General features: G+C 62.0%; 17 protein-coding genes. 5 read left to right on the forward strand and 12 right to left on the reverse strand.

From position 1 onward, the window contains the following. The first annotated feature begins 106 nt into the window (after nt 1-106). Nucleotides 107-2605 (forward strand): GcvT family protein, encoded by a 2499-nt coding sequence (locus KBW81_RS01950; protein ID WP_254248126.1) that lies wholly within the window; start codon nt 107-109, stop codon nt 2603-2605. A 60-nt stretch (nt 2606-2665) separates the two neighbouring features. Here KBW81_RS01950 and KBW81_RS01955 read toward each other — a convergent pair whose 3' ends face one another. From KBW81_RS01955 to KBW81_RS01965, 3 genes are all read right to left on the reverse strand, one after another. Beyond that, nucleotides 2666-2995 carry a hypothetical protein gene (locus KBW81_RS01955; protein WP_254248127.1) on the reverse strand — a complete coding sequence of 110 codons (330 nt, stop codon included), beginning with the start codon at nt 2993-2995 and terminating at the stop codon, nt 2666-2668. Nucleotides 2996-3220: 225 nt separating this feature from the next. Next, on the reverse strand, nt 3221-4294 hold the full coding sequence (locus tag KBW81_RS01960; protein ID WP_254248128.1) for an NAD(P)/FAD-dependent oxidoreductase: 1074 nt from the start codon (nt 4292-4294) through the stop codon (nt 3221-3223). After that, nucleotides 4291-5223 (reverse strand): aldo/keto reductase, encoded by a 933-nt coding sequence (locus tag KBW81_RS01965; RefSeq protein WP_254248129.1) that lies wholly within the window; start codon nt 5221-5223, stop codon nt 4291-4293. The genes KBW81_RS01960 and KBW81_RS01965 overlap by 4 nt, the downstream gene beginning before the upstream one ends. Nucleotides 5224-5453: 230 nt before the next feature. Between KBW81_RS01965 and KBW81_RS01970 the strand changes: the two genes are divergently transcribed. The 4 genes from KBW81_RS01970 to KBW81_RS01985 all read left to right on the forward strand — a co-directional run bounded on the left by KBW81_RS01970 (nt 5454) and on the right by KBW81_RS01985 (nt 6989). Next, nucleotides 5454-5771 (forward strand): lysozyme family protein, encoded by a 318-nt coding sequence (locus KBW81_RS01970; protein ID WP_090190500.1) that lies wholly within the window; start codon nt 5454-5456, stop codon nt 5769-5771. Between the two features lie 84 nt (nt 5772-5855). After that, a complete protein-coding gene (locus tag KBW81_RS01975) occupies nt 5856-6173 on the forward strand; it encodes a lysozyme family protein (RefSeq protein WP_254248130.1) in 318 nt (105 codons plus the stop codon). Between the two features lie 84 nt (nt 6174-6257). After that, a complete protein-coding gene (locus KBW81_RS01980; protein WP_254248130.1) occupies nt 6258-6575 on the forward strand; it encodes a lysozyme family protein in 318 nt (105 codons plus the stop codon). Nucleotides 6576-6680: 105 nt separating this feature from the next. After that, a complete protein-coding gene (locus KBW81_RS01985) occupies nt 6681-6989 on the forward strand; it encodes a hypothetical protein (protein ID WP_254248131.1) in 309 nt (102 codons plus the stop codon). Nucleotides 6990-7056: 67 nt separating this feature from the next. Here KBW81_RS01985 and KBW81_RS01990 read toward each other — a convergent pair whose 3' ends face one another. From KBW81_RS01990 to KBW81_RS02030, 9 genes are all read right to left on the reverse strand, one after another. Beyond that, nucleotides 7057-8139 (reverse strand): BMP family ABC transporter substrate-binding protein, encoded by a 1083-nt coding sequence (locus KBW81_RS01990; protein WP_090190503.1) that lies wholly within the window; start codon nt 8137-8139, stop codon nt 7057-7059. 24 nt (nt 8140-8163) lie between these two features. Next, nucleotides 8164-9078 carry an ABC transporter permease gene (locus tag KBW81_RS01995; RefSeq protein ID WP_254248132.1) on the reverse strand — a complete coding sequence of 305 codons (915 nt, stop codon included), beginning with the start codon at nt 9076-9078 and terminating at the stop codon, nt 8164-8166. Continuing rightward, the gene (locus KBW81_RS02000; RefSeq protein ID WP_254248133.1) at nt 9078-10160 is read right to left on the reverse strand and encodes an ABC transporter permease; all 1083 of its coding nucleotides are present in this window, start codon (nt 10158-10160) and stop codon (nt 9078-9080) included. Before KBW81_RS02000 ends, KBW81_RS01995 begins: the two co-directional genes overlap by 1 nt. A 123-nt stretch (nt 10161-10283) precedes the next feature. Then, entirely contained in the window at nt 10284-11807 is a 1524-nt protein-coding gene (locus tag KBW81_RS02005; protein WP_090190508.1) for an ABC transporter ATP-binding protein, read from the reverse strand. Continuing rightward, entirely contained in the window at nt 11804-12544 is a 741-nt protein-coding gene (gene xdhC, locus KBW81_RS02010; protein WP_254248134.1) for a xanthine dehydrogenase accessory protein XdhC, read from the reverse strand. Before xdhC ends, KBW81_RS02005 begins: the two co-directional genes overlap by 4 nt. After that, nucleotides 12541-14979, reverse strand: coding sequence for a xanthine dehydrogenase molybdopterin binding subunit (gene xdhB / locus KBW81_RS02015; protein WP_254248135.1), 2439 nt, complete (start codon nt 14977-14979; stop codon nt 12541-12543). Before xdhB ends, xdhC begins: the two co-directional genes overlap by 4 nt. Then, complete coding sequence (locus KBW81_RS02020) at nt 14976-16328, reverse strand: xanthine dehydrogenase small subunit (RefSeq protein WP_254248136.1); 1353 nt, start codon at nt 16326-16328, stop codon at nt 14976-14978. Before KBW81_RS02020 ends, xdhB begins: the two co-directional genes overlap by 4 nt. Before the next feature lie 276 nt (nt 16329-16604). After that, a complete protein-coding gene (locus tag KBW81_RS02025) occupies nt 16605-17084 on the reverse strand; it encodes an SRPBCC domain-containing protein (protein WP_254248137.1) in 480 nt (159 codons plus the stop codon). Then, entirely contained in the window at nt 17081-17425 is a 345-nt protein-coding gene (locus tag KBW81_RS02030) for an ArsR/SmtB family transcription factor (RefSeq protein WP_254248138.1), read from the reverse strand. The genes KBW81_RS02025 and KBW81_RS02030 overlap by 4 nt, the downstream gene beginning before the upstream one ends. Between the last annotated feature and the right edge of the window lie 40 nt (nt 17426-17465).

A 17465-nucleotide genomic window follows, 5' to 3' on the forward strand; every position in this document is an offset into this window, starting at 1 on the left:
TGTCCGCCCTTGTCGTATTCATGCCGATTTGCGTCGGCTGGTTCTTTCGCTGCGCGCTGCTTTGCAGCAGATTGCCAGCAACATAGCAGGCTTCGGGGAATCGAACATGAAAACCAACGTCAAAGCACTGGTCATCGGCGGCGGTGCCGTTGGCACGTCGATTGCCTATCATCTGGCCGCGGCCGGCTGGGACGATGTCATGCTGCTGGAACGGGACGAGCTGACGTCAGGCTCTACTTGGCACGCCGCTGGCCTGCTGCCCTATTTCAACATGAGCTTTGCAACCACCCACATCCACGACTACTCGATCCGCTTCTACAAAACGCTAGAGGAAGAGACAGGCCTGAACGCAGGCTTCGCTGTCGTCGGCAACCTGCGCATGGCCCAGACGATTGAGCGGATGGAGGAATATCAGCTTTATGCCTCTACGGCGGAAACCTGCGGCGTGCCTTACGTCTTTCTGACACCGGACGAAATCAAGGCAAGATGGCCTCTGATCGAAACCTCTGACCTGAAGGGCGCGCTTTATCATAACACCGACGGCTACATTAACCCCGCCGATGTGACGATGGCGATGGCCAAGGGCGCGCGCCAGCGCGGTGTGATGATCGAACGCCGCTGGCAGGCGGACGCGTTTCATTGGAACGGCACCCATTGGGAAGTCACTGCCACCAAAATGGTTGAAAAGGGCGGCAACCTTGTCCCATCTGACGAACAGATCGTCATCACCGCCGAACATGTCGTCACCGCCTCTGGCAACCACGCGCAGCGCACTGCAAAAATGCTCGGCATCAAGATCCCCGCGATCCCCGTCGAACACCAGTTCATCGTGATGGACGTCGACCCCGCGCTTCAGGAATACCGCAAGACCAACCCCGAACACCCCGTCGTGCGCGACGCCGACGCCCAATCCTATGTCCGCGAAGAGCGCGGCGGCTGGATCCTTGGCGTCTATGAAAAGCACGCGCCAGCGCGGTTCGAATACGGCGTCCCTGACAGCTTCCGGGCCGATCTGTTCGAACTCAATCTGGAACGGATCGAAGAGCAGTATCTCGCGATGATCCACCGCATCCCGTCTTGCGAGGATTCTGGCCTGAAGAACGACTTCAACGGCCCGATCTGCTACACTCCCGACGGCAACCCCCTCGTCGGCCCGGCCCCCGGCCTGCACAACATGTGGCTGGCCGAAGGGTTCAGCTTTGGCATCACCGCCGCTGGCGGCACCGGCTACTACCTTGCGCAGATGATGGTGAAAGGAGAGGCCGAAATCGACATGGCGTCCCTTGATCCCAAGCGGTACGGCCCGTGGATGACGACCGAATGGGCCGCCCGCAAGAACGAGGAAGCCTACGAGCACGTCTATATCCTACACCACCCGGACGAAGAACGCCCCGCCTGCCGCCCGCTGCGCACCACGCCCGCGTTTGATCGGCAAAAGGCCCGCGGCGCGCAATTTGGCTGGGTCAACGGATGGGAACGCCCGAACTACTTTGGCCCCGTGGACGCACCGGAAAGCTTCGACCACGACGCCCGCAGCTTCCGCCGTGGCGGCTGGTGGAAACATGCTGTCGAAGAAGCCAAGGCGATCCGGACAGGTGTCGGCCTGATCGACGCCTCTGCCTTTACCAAGCACCGCATCAGCGGCCCGGGTGCCACCGCGTTCCTTGACTGGTTTACGACAAACAAGCTGCCCAAGGTCGGCCGCATCAACCTGACCTATGCGCTGACCGGGGCAGGGACCACGCGCACCGAATACACCATCGCCCGCACGGGGGATGACGACTACTACCTGATCTCTGCTGGTGCGTGGACGGCCTACGACCAAGATTACCTTTATAAAGCCATCGCCGACAAAGAGGCGGACTTCGGTCGTATCAACGAACAAGAGGTCACGACCCAGTGGGGCGTCTTCGCCATCGCTGGCCCCAAATCCCGCGACGTGCTGCAATCCATCATCAAGGACGCCGACCCCGCGACCGCCCTGTCCAATAAACGCTTTCCTTGGCTGTCGGTGCGCGACATCGAACTGGGCATGTGCCCCGTCCGCGCCATCCGCGTCGCCTATACTGGCGAGCTTGGCTGGGAGTTGCACCACCCGATTGAGATGCAGAACTACCTGTTCGATCTGCTGGAAAAGGCAGGCGAAGCGCATGGCATGAAGCTTGTCGGTGCCCGCGCCCAGAACTGGCTGCGGCAGGAAAAATCCTACCGCGCCTTTGGCAACGAACTCGGCCGTGACGCCACCCCGATGGAAGCCGACCTGCCGCGCTTTGTTGATCTGAACAAAGACTTCCACGGCAAGGCTGAAATGCAGGCCAAAGGCATCCGCTCGACCTGCGTCACGCTGCTGATCGACGGGCCGGATAATGCCGACCCTTGGGGCCGCGAAGTCCTCTACCACGGCGACACCCGGGTCGGCCGCCTGACCTCTGGTGGATACTCGGTCCACTTCGGCAAAAGCATCGGCATGGGCTACGTCCACCCGGACCACGCCGCCGTCGGCACCCAGCTACAGGTCAAGATGTTCGACCAGCTTTGGCCTGCGACAATCGTAGAAGACTCGCCCTACGATCCGCAAAACGCCACGATCCGCAAAGACGGCTGATCCGCATTCACCTTGCCAGATAAACTCCGGGGGAGGGCGCAGCCCGGGGGCAGCGCCCCCTCAGTCGTCGCGCTTCTCCCGCCGCCGCTGACGAAATCTGTCAGCCCGGCGGCGCAGGCGAATGATCGCCCCTGACACGGGGCGGCGCAGCCACGGCACATCGACCGCCAGCAGCAGCAGACCCACCGGGATCATCCACAACCCGAACACGGGCAGGATCGCTAGAAATCCGCCCAGTATAAACGTCACGCCTACCGGCACCCGTACCAGCGCCCATCCCGGGCGGCTGATGCGGAACAGGACGCTCCCCATGCGGGGATAGTCACGGCGCAGCCGTTCGAATTGGCGGTGCAGGCGGCGGCCTTCGGGATTGATGCGGTGTCTGATCATGAGCAGGACATGGCTGCGCGGGGCCAATCATCAAGTGGCGCAGTGCTACATATTTTATCCCAGCCGGGCATGCAGGTTACTCATCTGGCAAAAACGATAGACAAGTCATGTCAGGCCACTGGCCGCGACGACATCTCTTGCTCAGATCCATTACCGCAACCTTGCGGCAGCAACCATCCATAACGCCGCATCGCCCGCTCTGTATCGCAACCTCGCCCGCTGGCCCTAGCCAAAGCGGGCCGGTGACAGCGCCGCGGCTAGATCAGCGCCCAGCTGCGGCGTGCGGTTTGCAACGACATCGGCGATCAACGCAGATGCGGCGGGCGCGGTCTGGAACCCGTATCCGCCTTGTCCCGCACACCAGATAAAGGTTGGCGCATCCACCGCCCGTCCCAACACCAACTGACGGTCCGGGGCAAAGGTACGCAGGCCAGCCCAAGTTGCGACAGGGCGCGTGACCTCTGGCGTGACATATTCCTGATAGCGCGCCAGCCCTTCGGCCAAGGTCATGTCGTCGGCAAATGCATCATGAGGATCAACCAAGTCTTCCTCCGCTGGCGACACCAGTAGCGCCCCCGCGTCGGGTTTGGCGTACCAGCTTTCGCCGGGTCCGAATATCATGGGCCAGTTGCTGACCGCATGTCCGCCCGGTGCGGCCAACCGCGCCATAGACCGCCGCAGCGGTGTCAGCCCCAGTGGGCGCACCCCGGCTAATACGGCAACCTGATCGGCCCAAGCCCCCGCGGCGTTTACAATCACGCGGCAGGTCACATCGCCCGCAGGTGTCGTCAGCTGCCATCCGGCCCGTGTGCGGGTGATGGTCTCCACGCGCGCGCCTGTCATGACGCTGCCGCCATTGCCGCGCAGTTCGCGCAGCCAATTCTGCATTAGTAAATCGGTGTCGATATCCCATGCCGCTGCGTGATAGGCCGCGCGGTCCACGTAATCCGATAGGATCGGCACCAACGCCCGTGCCTCTGTCGTGGTGATCTGCTCTAGCCCCATATCCGCAACATCAGCGGCAAAGCGATCAGCCTCGTCCTTTGCCCCCAGCAGCATCAACCCGCGCGGCGACAGCACGCCGCCATTGGCGTTTTCGTGGAAATCGCGGCTGGCGGCGTTTAGCGCCCGGGTGGTGGGCTTGCCGTAGTTTTCCTCGAACAAAGCGGCAGAGCGGGCAGAACTGTGATAACCCGTCTGCGCCTCTGCTTCGATCAAGGTGACGTTGCCCAGATGCGAAAGCCGGGCTGCAGCAGAAATGCCAGCAACCCCGCCGCCAATCACTACGATGTCAGTCATACTTCTTCTAACCGATCCGTGGCAGGGGCGGGGGTCGGGCTCAGCGCGCTGATCTGAGTATAGAGTGCATCGGTCATCGCGAAATCCTGTGCGGCCAGCGACGGCGCAAGCTGCGCCATCGACTTGGCTGATATGATGGGCGAGGGGGCAGTGGGATGCGCTGCAACCCAAGCGACGGCCAAAGTCGCCGCATCCGTCCCCAATTCATCCGCCATATCCGCCAAAGCGGCCCCGGCGGCATGCATCCAGTCGGGATTATAACGGGCGGCATACATTTTATCTTCGCTCAGCCGTCCTGTGCCGCCGCGCGCATACTTTCCGGTCAGCAATCCGCCCCCAAGCGGGGAATAGGCGCAGACTTGTATCCCCTGATCGGCGGTCATCGGCAGAATCTCGACCTCTGCCTGCCGTTTGACTAGATTATACATCGGTTGCATCACATCAATCTGCGTTCCAAGGCTTGCACAGACCGCTTGCGCCTTCATAACTTGCCACGCAGCATAGTTACTGACGCCAATATGGCGGATTGCGCCGTCCGATTGCAGGCGCGCAAGCGTCTCAAATGTTTCAATCAGGGGCGTGTCATTGTCCCAGCGGTGCAAATACAGCAGATCGACGCTGTCCACGTCCAATTGTTGGCGACAAATTTCGAACTGCGCCAAAATATTTGTTTTGCCCGCACCGCCCGCGAAGGCAACTTTGGTCGCAAGATAGATCGAATCCCGTTCCGGTGCGATCATCGGCCCGAGTAGCAGCTCGCTTGCGCCGTCGTTATAGCGGACGGCGGTGTCGAAATGATTGACGCCGGCCGCGCGCGCCCCACTATACATGGCTTTACTGGCCTGCTCATCGGCGCGGCCGCCGAATTGCATGGTGCCAAATGTCAGTCGGGACAAAGCGGTCCCGTCGCGTGTATGCAGCTGTTTCATGACGCAACGATGACACGCAGGTGGCCGCCTAGCAATCTACTTGGGCACCTTGTCAATCATACTACGCCGAAAGTTCCACATTCCGTCTGTGTAAAATAAATCTGTCTTGTGTGCGCAAATGCAGACATCACATTAAAGTTTACAGCTAGGTGTGCACATTCGCAAAAAACCTCCCTATATCGTTTGGCAGAAGAGGACACGATGTCCCTCACCAAACGAAAGATAAGACAATGACAAACTTCAAATCCTCCCTGATCGTCGCCGCTCTGGTTTCTGCATTCGGCGTGACCGCTGCTTCCGCCGCTGACTTCCAGCCCACCAAAAGCTTCAACGACCTGTCCGCTGCTGGCGTCGCCGCAACCGAAGCAAACATTGCCGCCCTGGGCGTGAGCAACCGCGCTGGTAACGTTCTGACAACCGGCGAGCTGACCGCGATCCAGCAGATCATTCTGGACCAGTCGAACGAAGCGTCGAAAGCCAAGCGCGTGAACTTGATCGTGAACGGCGAGTCCGCAGGCTACGGCCCCGGCTACTCCGTCACTTACTAATCGCTTCTTAGCGACCTTCCTCCCTCCGCTCCTCCCAGCGGGAAATACACAGGGCGCTGCCCTGAGAATATGAAAGATAAGTCAATGACAAACTTCAAATCCTCCCTGATCGCCGCCGCTCTGGTTTCTGCATTCGGCGTGACCGCTGCTTCCGCCGCTGACTTCCAGCCCACCAAAAGCTTCAACGACCTGTCCGCTGCTGGCGTCGCCGCAACCGAAGCAAACATTGCCGCACTGGGCGTGAGCAACCGCGCTGGTAACGTGCTGACAACCGGCGAACTGACCGCGATCCAGCAGATCATTCTGGACCAGTCGAACGAAGCATCGAAAGCCAAGCGCGTGAACCTGATCGTGAACGGCGAGTCCGCAGGCTACGGCCCCGGCTACTCCGTCACTTACTAATCGCTTCTTAGCGACCTTCCTCCCTCCGCTCCTCCCAGCGGGAAATACACAGGGCGCTGCCCTGAGAATATGAAAGATAAGACAATGACAAACTTCAAATCCTCCCTGATCGCCGCCGCCCTGGTTTCTGCATTCGGCGTGACCGCTGCTTCCGCCGCTGACTTCCAGCCCACCAAAAGCTTCAACGACCTGTCCGCTGCTGGCGTCGCCGCAACCGAAGCAAACATTGCCGCACTGGGCGTGAGCAACCGCGCTGGTAACGTGCTGACAACCGGCGAACTGACCGCGATCCAGCAGATCATTCTGGACCAGTCGAACGAAGCATCGAAAGCCAAGCGCGTGAACCTGATCGTGAACGGCGAGTCCGCAGGCTACGGCCCCGGCTACTCCGTCACTTACTAAGCGCAGGCCACGGCCACGCCGTGCCGAAGGGCCTGCCTGTTACAGGCAGGCCCTTTTGCGTTCTAAAACTTCGACCATGTTGCGCCCGCACAAAGGAATTCGACGATGTCGTTTCATGCCAAACCCGCCCTGATGATGGCCGCGATGATGGCCAGCCTTACCGCTGCACCGGCTGGCGCACAAAGCTTGAGTGAGATGAAGATCGCTGACACCAGCCCCGCAATGCGCGCGGCCTTTGATCTTAACCTTGATCTGCTGCGCGTGCAGCTTGATCGCGGGAAATCGTTCAATCTGGATACGTATATTCAGGCGCAGCGGATTATGAATGACCGCTCGGACCCATCGCTCAAGGCGAGCCGGATCGAAAACCTTGTCAATAACGGCAATGAGTTTGATCCGCGACGCGGCGACTGACACCGCCCCGAAAATGCAAAAAGGCCCGCCAATGGCGGGCCTTTCGCATATCGCAGAAACGTTTCGCTTACTGCGGAATGTCGCCTTCGATGCCTTCAACGTAGAAGTTCATGCCCAGCAGCGTGCCGTCATCAGCGGTCTCGCCGTCAGCCAGCCAGACAGAGCCGTCCTGCTTGTTGACCGGACCGGTGAAGGGGTGGATTTCGCCAGCGGCAATCGCGTCGCGCAGCGCTTCTGCGCTGGCTTTCACGTCAGCGGGGACCGCGTCGGTGATCTCGCCGATGCCAACCATGCCAGCGCCGATACCATCCCAAGTGCTGTCGGATTCCCAAGTGCCGTCCATGACGGCCTTGGTGCGGGCGATGTAGTAGGGGGCCCAGTTGTCGATGATCGACGACACGCGCGGCATTGGACCATATTCGGCCATGTCGGACGCCTGACCAAAGGTGTAAACGTTGCCAGCGGCCTGCGCGGCGGCCTGCGGCGCGGTCGAGTCGGTGTGCTGCAGCACAACGTCAGCGCCTTGCTCGATCAGCACATTGGCTGCTTCAGCTTCTTTCGCCGGATCAAACCAAGTGTAGGCCCAGACGATCTTGAACTCGACGTCAGGGTTCACAGCCTTGGCGGCCAGATAGGCAGCGTTGATGCCGCGCACGACTTCGGGGATCGGGAAGGACCCGATGTAGCCGATGATGTTGGACTTTGTCAGGTTGCCAGCGATGTGACCCTGCACGGCGCGGCCTTCGTAAAAGCGCGCGGAATAGATGCCGACGTTGTCAGCGGTCTTAAAGCCTGTCGCATGCTCGAACTTCACATCGGGGAACTTGGCCGCGACTTCCAGCGTCTGGTCCATGTAGCCAAAGGACGTTGTGAAAATCAGGTCAGCGCCGTCCAGCGCCATCTGCTGCATCACGCGCACAGCATCGGGGCCTTCGGGCACGGATTCGACGAACACGGTCTCGACTGCATCGCCGAACTCGGCCTCGACCGCTTGGCGGCCCTTGTCATGCTCGTATGTCCAGCCGCCATCGCCGACGGGGCCGACATAGACGAAACCGACCTTGGTCTTGTCTTGTGCCAGTGCGGGCAGGCCGGCCATGGCCAGCGTCGCTGCTGCAACGCCAGATGCGAGAAGTGTTCTTCTTTTCATTGGTATATCCCCTGTAGTCGCCGCTTATCTTGCGGCATGAAAGATTCGGCCCAAGCTTCCGGGCGCGCGTCCGGCGGACATGATGACCAGAACCGCGATGGTGGCAAGGTAGGGCGACATTGAAAGATATTCGACCGGTACCGCAACCCCTGCTGCCTGCAAATTAAGCTGTAGCACGGTAACGCCGCCAAAAAGATAGGCGCCCAGCACCAATCGCCCCGGTTTCCAGCTGGCGAAGACGACAATCGCCAGCGCGATCCAGCCCGCGCCTGCGGTCATGCCTTCGGTCCATTGCGGCACCCTCACAAGGCTTAGGTAAGCCCCGCCAAGGCCCGCGCAGGCCCCGCCAAACATGATCGCCAGCATCCGTGTGCGGCGCACGTGATAGCCCAGCGCATGGGCGGCATCGTGGTTTTCGCCTACCGCCCGCAGGATCAAACCGCCGCGGGTGCGGTTCAGGAAAAACCACACACCAGCCACGATGAGCAGCCCGATATAGACCATGGGATCATGCTGAAACACGATGGGACCAATTACGGGAATATCGCCCAGCAAAGGGATATGCCAATCAGGAAAGGACGGCGCGCGGATGCCCAGATAGCCTTGCCCCATCAGCGCCGACAGGCCTAAACCGAACAGCGTCAGCGCCAGACCTGTCGCCACTTGGTTGGACAGCAGGAACTGCGTCAGCACCCCAAACAGCAGCGACAACATCGCGCCGCCAATCGCGGCCCCAATAAACCCGAGCCATGGGCTTCCCGTCGCCACGGCGATGATAAAGCCGCAGATGGCACCGGTGATCATCATCCCCTCAACGCCAAGGTTCAGCACGCCCGCGCGTTCCACCACCAGCTCTCCAATCGCGGCCAGCAGGATCGGCGTAGCGGCGACCATCAAGGACGCCAGCAGCAGGATCGGATTGATTGCACTTAGGTCCATTACGCCGCCACCTTATTGGAAAACCGCACGCGGTAGTTTGTCAGCACATCAACCGCGAGCAGGAAAAACAGCAGCATCCCCTGCAGCAGGCTGATCGCCGCAGCAGGCAGGCCCAGATTGCTTTGCGCAATGCCGCCGCCGATATAGGTCAGCGCCATCACAGCCCCCGCCAGCAAGATGCCCACGGGATGCAAACGCCCCAGAAACGCGACGATGATCGCGGTGAAACCGTAGCCGACGTTAAAATCGATCGTCACCTGACCTGCCGGGCCGGACACCTCGAACATGCCCGCTAAACCGGCCAGCGCGCCCGATAGGCCCATGCAAATCAGGATCATGCGCGCCGGATTCACGCCCGCAAACCGCGCCGCCCGCGGCGCTTGGCCTGCTAGCCGTACCTGAAACCCGAACATGTGCCGCGCCAGCAGCACATAGGCAAAGATCACGGCAATCAGCGCGGCAACCACACCCCAATGCATGCCAGAGCCTGAAATCAGCTCCAGATTAGCCGCGCTCGGATATTGCGACAGGTTCCGGCTGCCCGGAAATCCCATGCCTTCGGGGTTCTTCAACGGCCCCAGCGCCATCGCAGCCAGCAGACTCTCGGCCACATAAACCAGCATCAAGGACACCAAAATCTCGTTAGTGCCAAATCGGACCTTCAAAAGCCCCGGTATCAACCCCCAAAGCGCCCCGCCAATCGCCCCCGCCATAATCATCAGCGGGAAAATCAGCCACGATTCCATCGGATAAAACGCAAGCCCCACCGCCGCGCCGCACAGCGCGCCCATAATGTACTGGCCTTCAGCGCCAATATTCCAAATCCCAGCGCGAAAGCCGAAACTTAAGCCGACCGCGATCAGCACCAGCGGCGCGCCTTTGATTAGCAGTTGCGGGCGATAAAACCACGCGTTCTTGGAAAACAGCGGATCAAGGAAAATCGTCCGGATCACCTCTACCGGGTTCTTGCCCAGCGCGGCAAATAGGATGCCCCCCACCAGCATTGTCAGCACAACCGCCAACACGGGCGCGGCATAGCTCCACATCCGGCTCGGCTGTGGCCGCTTGTCCAGAACGATCATCGCCGCATCCCCGTCTTCATCTGGCCACCTAAACTCCCGCCGGAGGCGCCAAAGCCTTCCCCCAGCACAGCGCCGCTTTTATTCATCATCTTGCCGAAAATACTCGCCCGCGGCAGGCGTTCCTCACGTCGCCACATGCGCGACCTCCAGATCATGAGCGCCGCCCAGCATCATTCCGATATCTTCAACGCTCAGCCCCCGCGCAGGCCGCGCAGGCGACAATCGCCCATCGGTTAATGCGCAAAACCGGTCAGAGACTTCCATCAATTCATCCAGATCCTGCGAGATTACAATCACCGCAGCACCCTCGTCGGCCAGCGTCAGCAGCGCCTGCCGGATCGCCGCCGCCGCAGAGGCATCGACCCCCCAAGTCGGCTGGTTCACCACCAACACGCTTGGATTTTGCATAATCTCGCGGCCGATCACAAATTTCTGCAAGTTTCCACCTGACAGCGACCGCGCCGTATTTCCCGGCCCCGGCGTGCGTACGTCAAACGCCTCAATGATCTCTTTCGCGAAAGCCGTGGCAGCGGGCCAGCGCAGAAATCCGCGCTGTTCCAGATGCTTGCGACGCACCCCGGTCAGCAATGCGTTTTCGGTCAGCGTCATATCAGGGGCGGCGGCATGTCCGAGCCGTTCCTCTGGCGCGCACAGCAATCCGGCCGCGCGCCGCGCATTGACCGCATCCGCGCCAATCGGCGTGCCGTCCAGCTCTACCATCGCGGACGCGACAGGCATCTCGCCTGACAGCGCTGCAATCAGCTCGTCCTGCCCATTGCCAGCGACGCCGCCAATACCCAGCACTTCGCCCGCGCGAACCGTGATCGTCACATCCTTCAGTGCTGTGCCAAACCGTTGCGGGGCAGGGGCGCTTAGCCCCTTCAGCGCAAGCCGGATCGGCCCCTCTGGCCGCGCCGTGCGCACGGGCGATTGCAATACCGTACCCACCATCAGCTCTGCCATTTCGCGCGGAGCCGTCTGGCGCGGATCACAGGTCGCCACGACCTGTCCCAGCCGCAGCACCGTCGCATTGTCGCAAAGCGCCGCGATCTCGCCCAGCTTATGAGAGATATACAGGATCGACGTCCCTTCTGCCGCCAGCTTGCGCAGCGTCAGGAACAGGATGTCCACCTCTTGCGGCGTCAGCACGCTGGTCGGCTCGTCCATGATCAGCAGTTTGGGGTCCTGCAAAAGGCAGCGAATAATCTCGACCCGCTGCCGTTCCCCCGCCGACAAATCGCCAACGATCCGGTCCGGATCCAGCGGCAGGCCATACAGATGCGATACCCGCCGCACCTCGCCCGCAATCGCGCGGGGGGATGGCGGATTATCCATGCCCAGCACGATATTCTCGGCCACGCTCATCGCATCGAACAGCGAAAAATGCTGGAACACCATCGCGACGCCCGCCTTGCGCGCATCCCCCGGCTCGCCCGGTGCAAAGGGCACCCCGTTCAGTGTCATCGTGCCGCTGTCAGGCTTCACCAGGCCGTAAATCGACTTCACCAGCGTCGATTTCCCCGCCCCGTTTTCCCCCAGCAGCGCGTGAATCTCACCGCGTTCAATGGAAAATGACACGTCCTTGTTGGCGACCACGCCCGGATAGGCCTTGGTCAGCCCATCGAGTGTCAAAAGGGTCTCGCTCATCCCGCCGCCTCAATCTGCCTAGCTGCATTTCGGCCCAGCATCGCCATGGCGACGCCGATGGCAATGGCCTGAGGATGTTTTCCAAGCCGCGTGTCGCCAATGGGACAGGCAATGCGCGCAATGGTTGCAGGGCTATGCCCAAGGGCCGCCAGCCGCCCGCGAAACCGCGCCCATTTCGTAGCGGACCCGATTAACCCGCAACTGGCAAAGGGACGCGACAGGACCGCGTGGCACAGCTCCAGATCGATCGCATGGCTATAGGTCAGGATCAGGTGATGCGCATCCGCTGGCGCATGCGCCGCTGCCCGCGCCGGATCCGCGGCGACAAGCACTGCGGCCTTTGCATCCTGCGGAAACCGATCTGCGCCTGTATCAACCCAAGTGATGTCCCACTCCGGCAGCGGCGCCATTACATCGACCAGCGCGCGGCCCACATGCCCCGCACCGTAAATCCACAGCGGCGCACCCTTCGGTACCTCCAAAGCATCCGCTTGCGCGAGTTCCAGCGTCACCGATCCGCCGCAGCATTGGCCTAGCGCCGGACCCAGCGGCAAGGTCAAAACCTGCGCCGTGTGGCCCTCCGTGATCATGCGTCGGGCAGCCGCCATGGCTTCCCACTCCAGCGCGCCGCCACCAATGGTGCCTGCGGTGCGATCCGCCCAAACCATCATCTGCGTGCCCGCCTCGCGCGGCACCGACCCGGCGGTGCGCGCGACTGTGACCTTAATCCCGCTCATCCGCGCGCGCGCTTTACAGCGGCCAAGATCGCCTCTGGCGTCGCGGGGGCCTGCAAATCTGGCCAAACAGGCCCGCAAGCCGCCACCGCATCGCCAAGCGCGGCAAAGGCAGAGATGCCGTGCATAAACGGCGGCTCGCCCACGGCTTTCGAGCGATAGATCGTCGCCGCCGGATTGGGCTGATCCCACAGCGCGACGTTGAACACATCCGGCCGGTCGCCGCAGGCGGGGATCTTATAAGTGCTTGGTGCATGGGTCCGCAACCGGCCCTTGTCGTCCCAGATCAGCTCTTCCGTCGTCAGCCAGCCCGCGCCCTGCACATAGCCGCCCTCAATCTGTCCCAGATCCAGCGCGGGGTTCAGCGAGTCCCCCGCATCATGCAAAATATCGCAGCGCAGAATCCGGTTTTCCCCGGTCAGCGTGTCAATCACGACCTCTGTCACTGCCGCCCCTTGGGCAAAGTAAAAGAATGGCCGCCCCTGACCTTTGACCCGGTCCCACGCCAAATCCGGCGTCTTGTAAAAGCCCGCCGCGCTTAAGGATACACGCGCTTGATAGGCCAACATCGCCGCCTCGGCAAAGCTCATGTCCTTGCCTCCCACACGCACGCGGCCTTGGGCGAATTGCACATCCGCGACAGCGGTCTGATGCGCATCTGCTAAATGTTCAGCAATCCGCGCGCGAATAATATCGCAGGCGTTCGCGACAGCCATTCCGTTCAGGTCGGCCCCACTCGACGCCGCCGTCGCCGACGTATTCGGCACCTTGCCTGTATCCGTCGCCGTGATCTTGACCTGTGCGACATCAATCCCGAACCGCGCCGCCGCGACTTGCGCAACCTTCTGGAACAAACCCTGTCCCATCTCGGTCCCGCCATGGTTCAGATGAACCGAGCCATCCTGATACACATGCACCAAGGCGCCGGCTTGATTAAGATGCGTCAGCGTAAAGGAAATCCCGAACTTCACCGGGCTAAACCCAATGCCGCGCTTCAGCAGGGGATTGGCGGCATTCCAATCCGCAATCGCCGCCTTGCGCGCGTGGTAATCACTCGTCGCCAGCAGGCTCTCCGTCATCGCATCCAGAATGAAATCCGTGACTGCCATGCCATAAGGCGTGGTGTTCACCGCCGCCTCTGGCACTGCAACCCGGTCATCGGCCACAGTCTGCGCCCCGCGCGACGTCAGGTCCGCTTCGCTCTCTGTTTTGGAAATATCCTCGGGGGGGGCCGCAGGCCGGGGGGCAGACAGCCCCCCTGCAACGTGGCCGCCTGCACCGTCAGTCGCGGCATTCATCGGCGCATAGTAATTCACGCGCCGCAACGCGACCGGGTCCATACCCAGCACATGGGCCGCGTGATCCATCACCCGCTCAATCCCCAGCACACCCTGCGGGCCGCCAAAGCCGCGGAACGCCGTGGCGCTATGCGTGTGGGTCTTCAGCCGATGCGACGTGATGCGGCAGGCGTCCAGCAGATAGGCGTTATCGCTATGCAGCATCGCCCGGTCGGCGACGGGCAGGGATAAGTCCATCGCCCAGCCGCAGCGCGTATACTGGGTAAAATCCACGCCCAGCAGCCGCCCGCCCTCATCAAAGCCGGCGTCATAATCGATGCGGAAATCATGACGCTTGCCGGTGACGATCATGTCGTCATCCCGGTCATAGCGCATCTTGCACGGCCGCCCGGTTGCGCGGGCCGCCACGGCACAGACGACGGCCAGCGCATTGCCCTGGCTTTCCTTGCCGCCAAAGCCGCCGCCCATGCGCCGCACCTCGACCCGCACGGCATGCATCGGCACGCCAAGCGCCTCGGCCACTTTGTGCTGGATTTCCGTGGGATGCTGGGTGCTGGAATGGACGGTCATGTCGCCGCCTTCTTGTGGCAGGGCAAGGGCGGCTTGGCCTTCCAGATAGAAATGCTCTTGCCCGCCCATGTCGATCCGGCCCTTGATCCGGTGCGCGGCGCCGGACAATGCGGTACCGACGTCGCCCTTGGTCCAGACGCGGGGTCCATCCTCGAACCGGCTGTTCGCAGCCAGCGCGTCCTCGACTGTTAGGATCGGGGTCTCGGCTGCAATCTCGATCCGACCAAGCCGCGCCGCATGGCGGGCGTTCAGGTGGCTGTCGGCGACAACGGCAAAGATCGGCTGCCCGGCGTAATGCACCCGGCCCACGGCCAACAAAGGCTCGTCATGATTGCTGGGCGAGACGTCATTGGCAAAGGGCAGATCATCCGCCGTCAGCACCATGACGACGCCCGGCGCGGCGCGCACCGCGTCCAGATCAACCGAAGTGATGGCGCCGCACGCGACCTCGCTTAGGCCAAAGGCAAGGTGCAGCGTACCTGCGGGCACCGGCAGATCGTCGATATACCGCGCGGTGCCCGTCACATGCAGGGCGGCGCTGTCGTGGGGCAGGGGGCTTGCGACGCTCATGCCGACACCTCCCGCACGTTGACGCTGACACCAGAAAGGTCCGCGAAATACCGCTGTAACATGTTTTGTGCGGCCTCGAGCCGGTAGGCGGCACTGGCGCGCATATCGCTCAGCGGTTCAAAGTCTGCCGCAAAGGCGGGCAAAGCATCTGCTATCGTCTGTGCGTTCCAAGGCTGGCCGATCAGCGCGGCCTCGACCGCCGCTGCCCGCTTTGGCACGCCTGCCATGCCGCCAAAGGCGATGCAGGCGGCGGTGACATTGCCGTCCGAAACCGTGACGTCAAAGCCGCCGCAGACGGCGCTGATATCCTGATCAAACCGTTTCGACAGTTTATAGACGCGGTGCGCATCCCGTCCGCGCGGGATGGTGACGCCTGTGACGAACTCGCCGGGCTGCCGGTCCTGTTTGCCATAGGCCAGAAAGTAATCCTGCAACGCGACATCGCGCAGCGCATCCCCGCGCCGCAGATGCAAGGTCGCCCCCAGCGCGATCAGCGCAGGCGGGTTGTCCCCGATGGGGCTGCCGTTGGCGATATTGCCGCCAATCGTCGCCGCATTGCGCACCTGAACCGAGCCATAGCGCCGGATCATCGCCGCGAAAGACGGATAGTCCGCCGCCACGGCGTCCAGCACCTGCGTCATGGTCACGCCCGCACCAAAGCGGATCGCGTCGTCAGTGACTTCAATCGTTTGCAGATCGGTGCAGGCGTGCAGAAACGCCACATCGCCCAGATCGCGGAACTGCTTGGTAACCCATAGGCCCACATCGGTGGCCCCTGCGATCAATGTTCCGTTCGGGTGGTCCAGATACCAGGCGGCCAGATCGTCCGCGCTTGTGGGGGCATGGGGTGTCTTGGCGTCTGGCGCAGTGTCGCGCATCCAGACCGGAACCGGCGCATCCGCCGCCGCCTTTGCAGCGCGCACAATCGGGGCGTAGCCTGTGCAGCGGCACAGATTACCTGCCAACTGGTCATCGTGATCGCTGCGCCCGTTCAGATGGGCCGTCGCCATGCTGACGACAAACCCCGGCGTGCAGAACCCGCATTGCGAGCCGTGATGATCCACCATCGCCTGCTGCACCGGATGCAAAGCGCCATCCGGGCCGGCGATGCCTTCGACCGTGCGGACAGCCTTGCCCGCAAGCTGCCCCATAAAAAGGATGCAAGCATTCAGGCTGCGCGCGCCGCTGGCGTCGGTGACCATGACGGTGCAGGCCCCGCAATCGCCCTCATTGCAGCCCTCTTTTGTGCCATTCAGCCCGCGCTCTGTGCGCAGCCAATCCAACAGAGTGACTGTTGGGGCCGCTTGGGCGGTGACAGTCTCTCCGTTCAGAAGAAACGTGATATCCATGTGAAAACCTGCCGCCTTACCAGGTCAATCGGGTCACGGCACGACGTCGATGCGGCGTAGAGATCGGCCCCCGTTTGGCACAGCAAAGCCGCTTGGCGTCTGATTTGCAAGAGCGGAGGGGGCGCTGCCCCCCGGCGGCGGCGTCCCCCGGGATATTTTTGACGAGAAGAAGGGGGAGGTCTGCCTGATTTATAGGCATGTTTTTTGGGCGGGGGTGAGGGGGCTCTGCCCCCGGCTGCGCCTCCCTCGAGGTATTTGGGACCAGAAGAAGGGCGGTTAGAGGCTGCTGGCGAGCGCGCCGAGTTGCGTTGTGGCGGTGCCCCAGCCATCGTAAAAGCCCATGTCTTTGTGGGCTTGCGCTGTTTGCGCCGAGGCGTGTGTGACAGTTGCGGTGTAGGTGCAGCCGCCGGGGGCGGGGGCAAGCAGGATTTCGGCCGTAAAGGCAAAGTCCATCGGGCCATCGCCGATCTTGTTCGGGTGAAAGCCGGGGCCAAGCGCGTTGGTCCAGACCAGCCGCCGTGCTGTTTCGGCAACAAGAATGCAGCCTGCGTCGCCGGCCATGGTGCCGTAGTCGGGAACGACCATCACGGTGCGAAAGGTGCCGCCGGGGACGGGGTCAATCTCCACCTCGGTCGTCTGCACAGGGGCAGGGGCGAACCATTGTTTTATCAGCGCAGGTTCGGTCCAGCAGCGCCAGATATTGGCGGGGCTTGCGGACAGCGTGCGGGTGAAGCTGAGGGTGAGATCGTCGCTCATTCGTCTTCCTGCGGGGCAGAATCGCTGTCCAAGGCTAGCGCTAATTGGTCGACGTGATCTAGCCGTGTTTCCCACAGGCGGCGTTGCCACGCCAGCCAGCCTTGGGCTGTCACCAGCGGCGTTGCGTCCAGATGGCACATCCGCACCCGGCCTTTTTTGATCGTGTGCACCAAGCCCGCTTTTTCCAGCACGCCAAGGTGTTTCATGAAGGTCGGCAGCGCCATCGGATGCGGTGCCGCGAGGTCACTGACGGATGCCGGACCTGCGGCAAGGCGTTCGATCACCGCGCGGCGGGTCGGGTCCGATAGGGCGGAAAAGAAGTGATTCAGGGGCGATGTCATGGCGGCGAACTTGCGCCGCGGGCGGGCCAGCGTCAACGCG

This window comes from Loktanella salsilacus (assembly GCF_024206795.1).
Classification (GTDB): Bacteria; Pseudomonadota; Alphaproteobacteria; order Rhodobacterales; family Rhodobacteraceae; genus Loktanella; species Loktanella salsilacus.